Origin of the sequence: Seleniivibrio sp., from assembly GCF_021209385.1 — a bacterium.
In the GTDB taxonomy this organism is placed as follows: domain Bacteria; phylum Chrysiogenota; class Deferribacteres; order Deferribacterales; family Geovibrionaceae; genus Seleniivibrio.
The window spans coordinates 38,470-52,691 of record NZ_JAJOIL010000021.1 but is presented as its reverse complement, the minus strand read 5'-3'; the positions used below and the strand labels follow the sequence as shown (position 1 = coordinate 52,691).

Genomic DNA, 14,222 nt, shown 5'->3' with positions numbered 1-14,222 from the left:
CATGCCCGAAGAAAAAAAATTAAGCCCCATGCAGAAGAAACGCAGATACACCAAATACGCCATGACGGCGGCACTTGGAGTTCTGGTGGTTTCAGGATTCAACAAGGGTAAAACCTCAAGAAACATCCACTCCATCGCAGGGGTGGCTCTGGTGGGCTTGTCGGTTTACCACACATTTTTATACAAAAACAGGTCATGACGAAGAAAAAACATTATCCTACGGGATTTGAAAGCGTGAGCATCGCTCACAAAACTGACAGCAGGATTCGTCTTAAGGCGGGGGTGCTAGGCAACCCCGCCCTTGACTGTACACTGCTGGAATCCACTCTGGAGTGCATCAACGGAGTGACCTCCGTTCGCGTCAATCAGCGCGCAAATACCCTTGTGGTTGAACACGAAAAGGGCAGAGAGATGACCGAACCCCTCCTTTCCACACTGCAGACCTTCTCCCATGCCGTTTTTCAGGCAGAAGAGGAACTTGTGGATTCGCCCGACCTCATAAACGTTTACTGGGCCGGTTCAATGTGGCTTTCAAAGCTGGTTCTGCCCCAGTGGTTCCGTACGCCGCTGACATTCGCAGGCGCGGCTCCCGTTCTTCTGAAAGGGATAGACACACTTGTAAACGATGGTCTGAAAGTTGAAGTTCTGGATGCGGCAGTGGTATCCATGCTCCTTATGCGCAAAGACTATTTTACAGCGGGTTCCATCACGTTTCTGCTGAACCTCGGACACTATCTTGAAGCGTCCACCCAGTACAAATCAGACAGGATGCTGAAAAGCCTCATAAAGCCCGACGTGGAATACGTCTGGATTCTTGACGGACAAACCGAGAAAAAAGTACCAATCGGTGAAGTGCTTGTGGGCAGCCACGTCATCATAGGCGCAGGGGAGATGATACCCGTCGACGGTATAGTAAAAAGCGGCGAAGGGCTTATCAATCAGGCGTCTGTCACAGGGGAAAGTCTCCCCGTTACCGCCGGATACGACAGTGAAGTATACGCAGGAACTGTCGTTGCGGAAGGAAAGCTCATCATCGAAGCGCGGAAGGTGGGTGCGGAAACCACAACCGCCAGAATCGCAAAATTCATCAACAACTCACTGAAAAACCGTTCAAACACGGAAGTTCAGGCATTCAAAATTGCCGACAGGATGGTTCCCGTAACCTTCGGCATAGGGCTTGGCACACTTTTACTGACGCGCGATTTCCGCAGGGCATCATCGGTGCTTTCCGTGGATTATTCGTGCGCTCTGAAACTTGTGACACCCACAGCCATCAAATCCAGCATGTACTGCGCAGCATCCGAAGGCATCTTTATAAAGGGCGCGCAGTCACTTGAAAACATGGCGAAGATCGACACTATAATATTCGACAAGACGGGGACGCTGACGAAAGGCACCCTTGAGGTGTCGGATATCTTAAGTTTTTCGGATATGGACGAGCGGGAAATTCTGAGAACCGCCGCCAGTGCCGAAGAACATTACAGCCACCCCATAGCGGCGGCAGTTGTTAAAGAAGCGGAAAAAAGGAATATCCCCCTTGAGGAAACAGGGGAGGTGGACTTCATCATAGCCCACGGCGTTTCGGCGTACGTCGGCAAAAAACACGTTCTGGCGGGAAGCAGACACTTCATCCACGAGGATGAACACATCGACTGCTCAATGGCGGACGACACTGCAGATAAACTGCGAAAAACAGGCAAAAGCATCCTGTATGTGGCATGCGACGGTGTACTGTCTGGCATAATAGCCCTTAAAGACGTGCCGAGAAACGAATCCTCGCAGGTCATAAAAGATCTGAAAAAGCGCGGCATCGACCGAGTTGTGATGCTTACCGGCGACCACAGGGACACGGCGAATCACATAGCCAAAGAACTTGGCATCAAAGAAGTATATTTTGAGATGAAGCCTGAAGACAAACTGGACGTCGTGAACAAGTTCAAAGCGGAAGGGAGAAGAATAGCCTTCGTAGGCGACGGGGTGAACGACGCTCCGGCTCTGCTCTCCGCTCACGTCGGCATCAGCATGCCCGAAGGAGCAGACCTTGCGCGGGAAACATCCGACGTTATCCTTCTGCGCAACGACCTGCGCGGCATACTCACAGCGCGCATCACAGCGGAACGCACCATGAAGGTCATAAAAAGGGTATCCGTTGCAAACATCGGCATCAACACAATTACGGTGCTTTTGTCCGTCATGGGGCGCATCAGCCCTCTGCAATCTGCCGTTATGCACAACGGAACCACTCTTGGAACACTGCTTTATGCTCTGAGCCTTTCTCAGAGCGGGAGAACGAAATGAAACTGTCCGATGCAAAAAGCGGAGGCTTTTATAAAGTGATATCCGTGAAAGACGCTGAACTAGCCCGCAGGCTGGGCGCATACGGCATATTCGCCGGAACCATAGTTTCAAAGGTAGGCAGAGGTGACATAGAACTGGCAACGCTGAAAATATCCGTGAAAGAAGTTACGAAGGCATTGAGCGGTTCGCTGGCGAGACACCTTTTCTATAAATCGCCTTCCGGCGAAAAGCGCAGTATATATGAACATGAAACAGGTACAGATTTCACAGTTGTTGTACCGAAAACAGCGGCAAAAGATATGGCAAGACTAGGCATAAAAGGCGGGGACACTATACAGGTGATGAGAAAACTCCCACATATGGAGTATATCACGCTAGTGGGACACAAGACCAGATGCCGTCTTTCGGAAGCACACGCGGCATGTATTCTGGGCGACGGAAAACAGTTTTCCTTCGCATCGAAAAGCAGGGATTTCATAGTCGATGAACTTTTGAGTCAGGAAACCTACGCACAGGTAATGTCCGTAAACGGAATACAGCAAGGCACGCCGCTGACCCTTGAGGGTATCGAAACGGGTAAATCCGTCCATCTGGACGACTATCCCGACATGGTCATATGCACGGCACAGGGGCTTCGGGTGTTTATATCGGAAAGCACTGCTGAAAAAATAAACGCCGAATAGATTTTTCCGCTTGAAATCACAGCCGGATAATGATATTCATTATCAATATTGCCCGTTTGGCATTTTAACGGGGTGCCCGAGCGGGCTTTCGGCACTATTTTCCACGATTGTCAACCCAACGCTAACTGGACGAAATCTCCGATTTCAGACCATCGCAGAATGCCTTAAGCCCGTACCCCGACCACAATGTAATTATATGATTTTCTAAATATATCTCAAACCTTTTCTTAAAACTTGCAGCAGCATCCGTTCACTCCGATATTAGTTAAACCAGCCATACGGAGGTTAACCATGAAAGACACTATCAAAGTCGGAACAACCGCAGAAATTGAATTAACTGTGAATGAAAATAAGACCGTGCCGAATCTTTATCCCGAATCGAAACTTTTCTCGACCATGCCGAAGGTTTTTGCGACCGGCTATATGGTTGGCTTTCTGGAATGGGCTTGCATGGAGGCGCTGGCTCCGCATCTTGACGAAGGCGAACAGAGCGTAGGCATAAATGTCAACGTCACCCACTGCGCGGCAACCCCTGTCGGCATGAAGGTGCGCGCAAAAGCCGTATGCACCGGAGTGGACGGACAGAAGACATTGTGGGAAGTGGAAGCATGGGACGAAAAAGAGCTGATAGGCAAAGGAACACACGAACGATTCACGATAAATACCGACAGATTCAACATAAAAATGGCTAAAAAATCCGACCCGCTTCTCAGACTTAACTGCTGATTTTTTTACTGTTGACAGCTCATGTGTATTTTATTATCTTTAAACGCAGATAATATCTATCTGCAATATCTTAATAGGTGAAATAATGATAAGCGAAACATTTAAAGAGGTTTTAAGTAACGAAGGAGTAGTCTCCATAGTCACATGGGGCAGAGGCGAGGCAAACGTTGTAAACACGTGGAACTCATACGTTGTGCTGACAGACGACGGCAGACTTCTTATTCCCGCGGCGGGGATGACAAGCACGGAGGGCGACCTTGCAGTGAACAGCAGGGTGAAAGTGACGCTCGGAAGCAAAAACATCCAGGGGCTTTTCGGCATGGGAACCGGATTCAGGATTGAGGGTACGGCAAAGCTCGTGTCGGAAGGTGCCGAATATGAAATGATGCAGGCAAAATACCCGTTTCAGCGTAAGGTGCTGGAGATAACACCTGAACTGGTCAAGCAGACTGTATAAAAAAGGTACCTTGCGGCAGTTAGAGGTCAGGTTGTTGCCAAACTATTAAAACAATGAGACTGCTTTTGCTCACGGCAAGCCGCTCGTTCAGCCTGCGGCTAGTGTCGCAAACTCCCTGCAGAGACGGGTTTCGTCTTCGCGAGGAATGAAATGACGACGCGATCTCGTATTTATATACTTTTGTCCTAAGTCCTGAGACCTCCCGTCAACGGGAGGTCTTCCTGTTTCTGAACCATTCTTCTGTATCTTTTATCTGTTTAGGATCAAGCTTTTTATGCCGTTCATCATTCAGCCATCCTATTGTTTTTGAGCGCAGATAGTCACGCATCTTGTCTTCCGCCTCCAGCATAACAGTCTTTATGATGCACGGCTTCTTGCAATAGGCATCGGGCAGATTGTTCTTATCGACTATAGCACTGTGCTGGCGTATCTCACAGCACTGAAACAGAGGTGTTTCCCCCTCAATAGCCTGAACAACATCCCAGAATGTTATCTCTTCAGGAGCGCGGGTAAGCTCATAGCCGCCGTTAACCCCGGGAATTGACCGCACAATGCCTGATTTACGCAATTTTGTCAGCATTTTTGAAAGATAAGTTTCGGAGACACCCTGATATGCGGCAAGTTCTTTCACACCGACGGGTCTTTCGCGCCCTATGAAGCAGAGACAGTGCAAAGCATATTCAACTCCCACGGAAAACTGCATAACACTACCTCAGTCGGCCTTCTGCCATACCTGAGTACGGTAAAAAGGTCCGAGATATCCCCTCAGTTCCAGTTTTTTACCACCCTCGATCACTTTTATGCGCGCCTTGTACACTTTCCCGTTTTTAGGGTCCAGTATATTTCCACCTTCCCAGACGTCGCTTTCACCGCCGCTTTGTTTAAGTCCGCGTATTATATTCAGTCCGGCAATGGGTTTGCCTTTTCTGTCATCGCTGCAAGCCCCGCAGAGGGCGTCTTTCTTAACATTGGGGTCGAGCAGTTTCTCTATGCTGCCGCTGAGAACCCCTCCGTTTTCAGTTATTCTTACAAGGGACTTCTCTTTGCCTGTTTTGTCATCAATCGTTTTCCAGAGACCGACAGGTGTCGCTGCAAATGACAGAGCGGGAAGCAGCATCAGAGCAAAAACTTTTTTTTCTTATCATAAACTACCTTCATTGATCGCTCCGCCATATTAACCCCGCTCTCAGGTTTCGTCAATCTGGCTTTTGCTCAGGAACTTCTCCGCATACCGCATGTATACTTTTTCTCTGATGAAGATTTCGTACACATCTTTGTCAATATGTCCGTCTTTTTTCATAAATTCCATTATCTTCAGCGACTCTGAAAGTGTTTTCGCTTTTTTGTACGGTCTGTCGGAAGCTGTCAGAGCTTCAAAAATATCCGCAACTGCAATTATTTTCGCAGGAATCGGAATCTCATCCGATTTAAGCCCTCTCGGATAACCGTTTCCAATCATCGTTTCGTGATGCCCGCCTGCATATTCCGGTACACGTTCAAGCTCACTCGGCAATTTTATTCCGGTCAGCATCTTTATGGTCATTATAATATGTTCGTTTATCTTGTAGCGTTCCTCTTCTGTAAGAGTTCCCCGCCTTACGGACAGGTTATAAAGCTCTCCTATGTTGTATGCATATTCGGGAACTGTCACATTGAACCCGAAACTCTCGTATTCATCTTTGTCAATGGTGCCTTCTCTTGGTATCAGATGGTCTTTTCTGTCACTCAGCAATTTCTCTTCTGCCGGAACGGGAACCTGTTCGATATCTTTCAGTCTCAGCTCCTCTGCAATGCTGAGTCCTTTTCTATCGCAAAAATATCTCGTCCATGTTCTCTGTGCAATTGCGTTAAGCTTGAGGATATCGTCATCGCTCATAAACTCCCCGCCTATATTGCATTTTGCTATAAAATCAAAATCATCGTAAAGCTGTTTCCGCCGCTCCGTAAGTTCAGCTTCAAGCTCCTGCCTTTTTTCAGGATACTCTGTCAGCTTTTCGTAATATTCTATTATGTCATCTCTGTATAACACCTCAAAACGGGTGCGTATCTCGTGTATTCTGTTATAAATTGTTTCCAGTTTCGTCGCTTTATCAACGACATATTCCGGAGTTGTCACCTTTCCGCAATCGTGCAGCCACGAAGCTATCTTAAATTCGCGCCAGTCCGATTCCGTGCGCAGATTAAGTGTCTCGGCAAGATCGCCTCCTTTTTCATTAATGGTCTCAGCGATCATAACGGCAAGTTGCGGCACTCTCTCACAGTGTCCGCCGGTATATCTGGATTTGGCATCGATAGCTCCTGCCATTATCTTTATGAACGAGTCGATAAGATCTCTTTCCGCCTGTTCATGCCTTTTTATAGAAACCGACATATTTACCATAGAATCTGAAAGGCTGTAAAATTCGCTGACAACGGTTGTAATATGCTTAACACTGTCATACTTGTTATCCGCAACAGCATCTGTCATAAGCTTTAACCTGTGTATCGGGTTAATGAACAGCTTTTTAAGTATATAAAGAACGGGGAAATATGTTATCCCGATGATAAGAATTGAAATCAGCAGAGTCGTAAACATCGTTGCCTTTATCTCGTCAAGAATAACACTCCTTTTAACAAAAGATGCGATATACCACTCTTTCCCGATATACGACGGAAGTTTTTCCACAAAATATTCATAGGTCTGACCGCCGCCTTTTTCGCTTCCTGTGAGTATGCCGTCAGCAATTGAGTCAAATGCAGCGGAATACACCGGATTGTTCAGGCTGTTAAGCTTGATTACCTCTTTTCTGTCGTTCATTCCGGCAATATCAAAAGAGGCTGCTATGACATCCGCATCTTTTGAGAAAAGAACAATATCTCCGTTGATACTGTCTGCTTTCTCTTTAAGCAGTGAAGAAAGAGAACCCAGAGAAAAATCTGCCGCCGCAACCCTTGTCTTTTTCCCGTTTTCACTGTATGAGGCGACAGAAAGAGTTATCCCCAGTTTACTTGTGGAAGCGAAGACATACGGGTCTGACCAGCTTATTGTTTTTCCGGCAGCTTCGTACCACTGCCTCGTTCTTGGGTCATATTCTGCCGCAACCGCCTCTTCCGAAACGGTAGCATATCCGGAGTCTTTATAATAATAGACATCCTGAGGCTTTTCTCCGGTGCGGTCAATTACGCGCACGGCGAGCTTCGGGGAGCGTCTTGCCTGCAAAAAACTGCCTTCATCATCCGCGATAAAGATACTTGATATATGGCTGCCGTCCCTCATCTGTTCCCATAGAATTTTAAGCAGAATATCCCTGTTCTCTGTAAAAGTTTTTTCCGAGCCGACTGTCAGCAATATTGAAAGGTCGGTGGAAACTGACTGCAAACTTTCCGCCATCGCCAGAGTGATGTTTCTGTTTGACTCGTTGATCTTGTCTTCGGTTATCTCATACGCCTGCTTCATCCCTCTGAGAAAAAAGTTGCCCATAAGAAACAGCGAAAGAATCAGGGTAAGTCCGGCGAAAAGAGAGAGGATACTGAATGTGAAGGTATATTTTTTCATATAAACCTGCATCTATTCAAACTTCACATATTTTAGCATAATATTTTCAGAAACATAATAAATAAACATAATGAACGGAAAAAGGGAGTTCGCCATGCAGATGTACCCCATACACTGCATAGTAAACTCCCGCATCCAACGATAACCAAGAGGTCCCTGATCTTTGGTTTTTTATGTCTAGCTGTCTGAAAAGCGTTATATTGTTGCATATATAACGCTCTCTGATATTTTTTTAATTTACAATAACTAAAGGGTCAAGAGGTATTTTTTATCAAAAAACGGGAAAACAACGATTACGTTTAGAACGTACTGTAAACGAAATAGAAAAATTAAATATGTAATCACGAAAAAATAACAAGTACGGACAGAGATGAAAAAATCTCTGTCCGCTTTATTACAATCAGTGTGTATGAACTCCTGCAATTATCTCTGTAAGTGCGTCGGCTGTGATAATTCCATAGTTCTGCGCACCGACATTGCCGTCGGCATCCACGATAACATATCCGGCGGATGCTCCCATGTTGTATCCTTCTGCGGATTTCATGTTCTCATTGAGATCAAAAGCCTTAAGCACAACCTTTGTGGGGGCTTTCCGGTTGAATATATCTGCGGCCTCCTGTGCGGATTTAGCCTGTGCATCGTCCGTTACAAACTGCACGACAGGTATCATACCGGATTTTTTCTGCTGGGAGATAAAGCGGTTCACTGGCATTCTGGATTCAACTACATAGGGCCATGTGCTGACAAGAACCATGGCGACTATGAACACAATAAACACCGGAATCATCTTTTTGTTCATCATAACTCTCCGAATAAATTGATTAGAGGGTTTAATACAAATGTATCCGCAACCCTGCGGTCTGTAAAAAACGACCTCTTTATTCCATGAAAAGTTCATAATAACATAAAAAAGCTGTAAAGTGCCACATTATCGGTTGAAGCAACAATCAAACAATGCTAGCATTTGTTTCGACTGTGCATATATTGGAGGGCATAAAATCCGAAAGAACACGGATTTTATGAAATACGCATAGGCAGGCACGGGATTCCGTGTCTTCCGCAATAATCTGGTGATAAATGATTGGTTATCTGCTGACAGACAGCCGGATAAGAGAAGCCAGAGAACTGCTGATTGATTCAGGTCTTGAATTTGACCCTAATTTCGACATATTTCTGGGATACTTTGAGGCAGGAAAGCTTATCGCCGTGGGGGCGAGGCACAAAAACGTCCTGAAAATGGTCGCTGTGGTTTCAGAACACAGAGACACCGGAATTTTTGCCGAGATGATCAGCGCTCTGGTAAAAGACGCATTTCAGGCGGGGTATGAACACACCTTTGTATTCACAAAGCCTGAGTATTCGCAAAGTTTCCAATATCTGAACTTCAGACCTCTGGCGAAAACCGACGACGTCGCCGTACTGGAATACGGATACTGTATTCAGGATTATCTGAACAAATGGAAAAGCATCGTCCGAACAGGGGAAAACAGCGGAATTGTGATGAACTGCAACCCGTTCACCTTCGGACACCGTTATCTTATAGAAACTGCCGCCGCACGATCGGAAAACGTTTATGTCTTCGTTGTGGAAGAGGACTCATCCCTCATTCCGTTCAGGGTGCGCCTTGAACTCGTTAAAAAAGGAACACAAGACCTCGGAAACGTTCACATACTTTCGACAGGACCTTACGCAGTCAGCCGCATAACATTTCCGTCCTACTTCCTTAAAGATTCCGAAAAGGTTACCCAGCAGCAGCTTAAACTTGACCTGTCAATATTCTGCGGGCAGATCGCCCCTGCGTTCGGCATCAAAAAACGTTTCGCCGGACAGGAACCCGTGTGCAGACTCACAGCTATATACAACGAAGCGATGAAACAAACTCTGCCCGGATACGGCATCGAATTTGTAGAAATTGAGCGCAAAACGGCAGGCGGACGCATAATAAGCGCATCGTCGGTGCGGGAAATGCTTCTCGGCGGAGAGACTGAAAAATTGCGGGAAATGGTTCCCGAAGCTACATATAAATATCTGACAGAGAACACGGGCGTGCTTGCAAGCAAAAACGCGACCCCTGTTCTCAACTCATAGGTGCTTTATGAAAATAATTAAAAAGGCGCAGGCGGGGACAATGCAGTCCAGCGACCTGATGGTGTTCACGGAGCCTTCGGACGGTCTGGAAATCGTCATAGACTCAACAGTTGCAAAACAGTACGGACATCTTATCCGCGCAAAGGTGGAAGAGGTGCTTGACCGTATGGAGGTTACACAGGGAACCATACGCATAAAAGACAGAGGCGCACTGGATTACGCCATCGACGCAAGGGTGCAGGCGGCTGTTCTGCGCTCACAGGAGGCTTGACATGCAGGGATTGTGGTATAAAGAGGCAAAGACCGACCGCAGTTTCATGGTGAAAATCCTGCCCGGCGAATCCATTGTGGAAAAACTCACGGAAGCTGTCAAAGAACTGGATATACAGCACTGCGTAATAGTTTCCGCCGTAGGTTCCGTTACGGACGTCAAGTTCCGCGGCATAAAAACCGGCGCAAAACTGCCCATCACAAAACCCCGCATGACCATCCACGAAATAGAGTATCCCATGGAGCTTCTGGGGCTGAACGGAAACATCTTCCCCGATGAAAACGGCGAACCCGACTGCCACCTTCACATACAGATGTCCCGCTCGTCCGGCGAGGTTCTCGGCGGTCACCTTTTCAACGCAAAGGTGTTCGCTTCATGCGAGATAATGATAACCGAACTTTCCGCAATGGGCATTGAGCGCCACGTTTCAAAATCTGCGGGAACACCCACCATCTTCATAGAGGAATGACATGGAAGAAACATTATCAATAAGAAGGTCTCTGCTGTATGTACCGGGCAACATGCCCTCCATGCTCCAGAACATACCTATATTCAACTGCGACGCTGTTTTCATCGACCTTGAGGACGCGGTTCCCATGAACGAAAAGGACGCGGCGAGACTGCTGGTGACATCGTTCATCCAGTCATACAAAAACCGCAACAAAGAGGTGTTCTTCCGTATGAACGCTCTGGACACCGAATGGGGGTACGACGACCTGCTCTCGGTGCTTCCCGCACTACCCGACGGCGTACGTCTGCCGAAAGCTGACACACCCGAAGTTGTGGAAAGGCTCGACACCTTCCTTACGGAATGTGAGGAGAATCTGGGACTTGAGATAGGCAGATTCAAAATAATCCCATCCATCGAAAGCGCTCTCGGCGTCATCAACTGTATCAAAACCGCAAGATGCTCCTCAAGGGTAATCGCTCTGGCATTCGGTGCGGAGGACTACACCACAAGCATGGGCATCGAACGTACAAAAACCGGAGAAGAACTGTTTCAGGCACGCAACCGCGTCGTATGGGCGGCGAAAGCTGCCGGAATACAGGCTATAGACACCATATTTGCCGACGTTTCCGATGAGGAGAGCTTTACAAGGGAGGTCAGACTTATAAAGGGTCTCGGCTTCACAGGCAAATCCCTCATCAACCCCAGACAGATAGACATAGTACATAAGGTATTCGCACCCAGCAAAGACGAGATAAACTACGCGCTGGAGATAATCGAAGCTATAAAACTTGCACGGGAAATGGGTACGGGCGTTATCTCTCTCCGCGGCAAAATGATAGACGCGCCCATTGTAAAACGTGCCGCAAGGGTGATACGCACCGCATCATCACTTGGGCTGGTGGACATAGAGATAAGCGACGAGGTGATACATGGTACAAAATAGTCTGGGACGTTTCATCCCCGAAGTATACAACGGTAAAAAACGCATCCCCTATAAGTCACCGAACACCATAATACCCGTCGAGAGGGAGTATGCGCGCCCTGTTAAGGCTTTCCGCCCGGGCGACAAAAAACTCATAAGCTCACTGCGCGAGGCTATAATCGCCTCAGGTCTGAAAGACGGCATGACGATATCCACCCACCACCACCTGCGCAACGGTGACTTCCTTCTGAACGCCATCGTAAAGGAGCTGGACGAACTGGGCATAGGGAACATCACCATAGCATCAAGCTCTATCCACCCCGTACACGCGGAGCTGATTCCCTATATCCGCAAAGGCATCATAACCAGCCTCGAATGTGGTGTAAACGGTCTCATAGGCGAGCTTGCCACCAAAGGCGAACTGGACATCCCCATCATCGTAAGAAGCCACGGTGGACGCGCCCGCTCAATGATGACAGGCGAGGTCAAAGTGGACGTGGCGTTCATAGCAGCACCCTGCTGCGACGAATACGGCAACATGAACGGATATTACGGAAAATCAGCATGCGGAAGCCTTGGCTATTCCCATGTGGACGCGCGCTATGCCGACAAGGTGATAGCCGTTACCGACAACCTCGTTCAGCACCCCGTAAGCCCCATAGCGATATCCCAGACATGTGTGGACTTTGTCGTTGCGGTAGAATCCCTCGGTGACCCCGCAAAGATTGTCTCCACCACTACAAAGGTAACAAAAGACCCCATAGGGCTTATGATAGCGAAGAACACGGCGGATGTTATAGACGCCTCCGGACTTCTTAAAGACGGCTTTTCATTCCAGACAGGCGCAGGCGGAACGTCGCTGGCAGTGGCAGAGAACGTCAGACGCAAGATGCTTGAAAAACAAATCAAAGGATCGTTCGGTTCCGGCGGCATCACCGGATATTTTGTTGAAATGCTTAAAGAGGGGCTGTTCCACACACTTATGGACGTTCAGTGCTTCGACCTGAACGCTGTTCAGTCCATCGGCGAAAACTTCAACCATCAGGAGATAAGCGCCGACCTCTATGCTAACCCTTTCAACATGGGCTCAATCGTCAATATGCTTGACGTTGTCATCCTCGGCGCAACCGAAATAGACGTTAACTTCAACGTCAACGTGAACACCGAATCCAACGGCTACCTGCTCCACAACACAGGCGGACACACAGACACGGCGGCAGGAGCGAAACTCTCCATCATAGTTGCGCCCTCCATACGCGGCAGACTGCCCATAATCATGGACGACGTGATAACTGTAACCACCCCCGGGGAAAACATTGACATAATAGTCACAGAGCGCGGTATTGCCGTTAACGACAAGCACCCCGAACTTAAAAAAGAACTTCTGAAAGCGAAGCTCCCCGTCAAGAACATACACGACATCAAAAAGGAGATAACCGACATAACCGGTATCCCCAGACCCGTGCAGTTCACAGACGAAGTAGCGGCGCTTATCGAATACAGGGACGGAAGCATAATAGATGCAGTACGCAGAGTTAAAGAATAGCATACTGAAAGCACGCCAGCAGAGATGGGACAATCTCATGCACCTGTCCCACACCTGTAAGAGCGGATGCATAGTCACCATCGCGGGCAATGCCCCCGGCGCAATGAAAGATTCGCCTGCACTGCGCGAGCTGATAGCACACGCAGAAAAAGCAATGGTGGACGACGCAGAGGCGCTGACAATCGGTTCATACGGCGACGCGGCAGGCTATATAGTTTTCATGCGCTCGCAGATGAACATGCAGGATGCAAAAACGGCGGCGGTTTCCATCGAATCGAAACACGAATGGAACAGACTGCTGGACATAGATATTTACGGCAAAGGCGGTTCGTCCGCAGACAGAAGGTCTATGGGTCTTGCACCCAGAAAGTGCCTTCTGTGCGGAGAACCTGCAGCCGATTGCATAAGGACGCAGAGACATGACTATTGCGACATTTTCGCAGAAACGGAACGTCTTCTTAAAGGATTTCACAGGTTTTGCGCAGGCGCTGACTGAAGGCGCCATGCAGGAGCTTCTGCTGACGCCGAAGCCCGGGCTTGTTGACAGAGCAGACAGCGGTTCACACCCTGATCTGAGCTTTGAAATCATGCAGACGTCCGTGAATCTTCTGCCTGTGTACTATCAGGAACTGGGTGACTGCTGCCTATCGGGCGGACAGGTTACACAACTGCGCACTGTCGGTCTTGCCGCCGAGAAGAGGATGTTCGATGCATGCGGAAGCAACACCCACAAGGGCTACATTTTCCTGAGCGGACTCGCTCTTCTTGCCCATATCATGTACGAAGACTTGCGCACAGGCTTAAAGGAGCTTTCGGCTGAATTCTTCAAAGGATATCTGCCTGATTCAAACGGATCCGAAGCGCGCAGAATGTACGGAACCGGAGGTATAATAAAAGAGAGCCTGAACGGTCTTCCATCGGTGTTTGAAGCGGGCATACCGGCTCTCTCCGTCAACCCTCATTACGCACTCGCCTGCATAATGGAGCGCGCGGAAGATTCAACAAGTCTGCACAGGTGCGGGCAGAGCGGACTGGAAACTGTAAAGCGTGACGGAAAAACACTCCGGACACTCATAGAAAACAAACAGAGCACCGCAGAATGGCTCGATTCCCGTAACGAATACTATAAAAGAATGAACCTCACCATGGGCGGATGCGCCGATCTTCTGGCACTCTCCTTCGCTTTGATAAAAATTATCTGATAATATCCATATTCCGCTATGTTTCCCTTTTTTTCCAAATAAC

General features: G+C 48.1%; 16 protein-coding genes. 12 read left to right on the top strand and 4 right to left on the bottom strand.

Annotated elements, in window-relative coordinates; genetic code table 11:
• The first annotated feature begins 1 nt into the window (after position 1).
• The 5 genes from LRY47_RS05940 (at position 2) to LRY47_RS05920 (ending at position 4,164) form a co-directional block, all read left to right on the top strand.
• Positions 2-199, top strand: a complete 198-nt coding sequence (locus tag LRY47_RS05940; protein ID WP_295223432.1) for a hypothetical protein — start codon at positions 2-4, stop codon at positions 197-199.
• The gene (locus LRY47_RS05935) at positions 196-2,298 is read left to right on the top strand and encodes a heavy metal translocating P-type ATPase (RefSeq protein WP_295223431.1); all 2,103 of its coding nucleotides are present in this window, start codon (positions 196-198) and stop codon (positions 2,296-2,298) included. Before LRY47_RS05940 ends, LRY47_RS05935 begins: the two co-directional genes overlap by 4 nt.
• Positions 2,295-2,981, top strand: coding sequence for a ferrous iron transport protein A (locus LRY47_RS05930; RefSeq protein WP_295223430.1), 687 nt, complete (start codon positions 2,295-2,297; stop codon positions 2,979-2,981). The genes LRY47_RS05935 and LRY47_RS05930 overlap by 4 nt, the downstream gene beginning before the upstream one ends.
• A 291-nt stretch (positions 2,982-3,272) precedes the next feature.
• A complete protein-coding gene (locus tag LRY47_RS05925; protein ID WP_295223428.1) occupies positions 3,273-3,707 on the top strand; it encodes a thioesterase family protein in 435 nt (144 codons plus the stop codon).
• 85 nt (positions 3,708-3,792) lie between these two features.
• Entirely contained in the window at positions 3,793-4,164 is a 372-nt protein-coding gene (locus LRY47_RS05920; RefSeq protein WP_295223427.1) for a pyridoxamine 5'-phosphate oxidase family protein, read from the top strand.
• 205 nt (positions 4,165-4,369) lie between these two features.
• Here LRY47_RS05920 and LRY47_RS05915 read toward each other — a convergent pair whose 3' ends face one another.
• The 4 genes from LRY47_RS05915 to LRY47_RS05900 form a co-directional block, all read right to left on the bottom strand.
• Positions 4,370-4,867, bottom strand: a complete 498-nt coding sequence (locus LRY47_RS05915; RefSeq protein ID WP_295223426.1) for an Rrf2 family transcriptional regulator — start codon at positions 4,865-4,867, stop codon at positions 4,370-4,372.
• A 9-nt stretch (positions 4,868-4,876) separates the two neighbouring features.
• Positions 4,877-5,281: a DUF2147 domain-containing protein gene (locus tag LRY47_RS05910; RefSeq protein ID WP_295223424.1), complete on the bottom strand. Its 405-nt coding sequence runs from the start codon at positions 5,279-5,281 to the stop codon at positions 4,877-4,879.
• 69 nt (positions 5,282-5,350) lie between these two features.
• A complete protein-coding gene (locus LRY47_RS05905; protein WP_295223422.1) occupies positions 5,351-7,699 on the bottom strand; it encodes an HD domain-containing phosphohydrolase in 2,349 nt (782 codons plus the stop codon).
• A gap of 400 nt (positions 7,700-8,099) precedes the next feature.
• Positions 8,100-8,498, bottom strand: coding sequence for a hypothetical protein (locus tag LRY47_RS05900; protein WP_295223421.1), 399 nt, complete (start codon positions 8,496-8,498; stop codon positions 8,100-8,102).
• Between the two features lie 278 nt (positions 8,499-8,776).
• On the opposite strand from LRY47_RS05900, the gene citC reads away from it, so the two are divergent.
• From citC to LRY47_RS05865, 7 genes are read left to right on the top strand one after another with little or no spacing between them, the layout of a single operon-like run.
• Entirely contained in the window at positions 8,777-9,787 is a 1,011-nt protein-coding gene (gene citC / locus LRY47_RS05895) for a [citrate (pro-3S)-lyase] ligase (RefSeq protein WP_295223420.1), read from the top strand.
• Between the two features lie 7 nt (positions 9,788-9,794).
• On the top strand, positions 9,795-10,058 hold the full coding sequence (gene citD, locus LRY47_RS05890) for a citrate lyase acyl carrier protein (RefSeq protein ID WP_295223418.1): 264 nt from the start codon (positions 9,795-9,797) through the stop codon (positions 10,056-10,058).
• 1 nt (position 10,059) lies between these two features.
• Positions 10,060-10,527: a PPC domain-containing DNA-binding protein gene (locus tag LRY47_RS05885; RefSeq protein WP_295223416.1), complete on the top strand. Its 468-nt coding sequence runs from the start codon at positions 10,060-10,062 to the stop codon at positions 10,525-10,527.
• A gap of 1 nt (position 10,528) precedes the next feature.
• The gene (locus tag LRY47_RS05880) at positions 10,529-11,452 is read left to right on the top strand and encodes an aldolase/citrate lyase family protein (protein ID WP_295223414.1); all 924 of its coding nucleotides are present in this window, start codon (positions 10,529-10,531) and stop codon (positions 11,450-11,452) included.
• Positions 11,439-12,977, top strand: a complete 1,539-nt coding sequence (gene citF, locus LRY47_RS05875; protein ID WP_295223412.1) for a citrate lyase subunit alpha — start codon at positions 11,439-11,441, stop codon at positions 12,975-12,977. The genes LRY47_RS05880 and citF overlap by 14 nt, the downstream gene beginning before the upstream one ends.
• Complete coding sequence (locus tag LRY47_RS05870; RefSeq protein WP_295223410.1) at positions 12,952-13,473, top strand: citrate lyase holo-[acyl-carrier protein] synthase; 522 nt, start codon at positions 12,952-12,954, stop codon at positions 13,471-13,473. Before citF ends, LRY47_RS05870 begins: the two co-directional genes overlap by 26 nt.
• Positions 13,397-14,179: a triphosphoribosyl-dephospho-CoA synthase gene (locus LRY47_RS05865; RefSeq protein ID WP_295223408.1), complete on the top strand. Its 783-nt coding sequence runs from the start codon at positions 13,397-13,399 to the stop codon at positions 14,177-14,179. Before LRY47_RS05870 ends, LRY47_RS05865 begins: the two co-directional genes overlap by 77 nt.
• Positions 14,180-14,222: the final 43 nt, after the last annotated feature.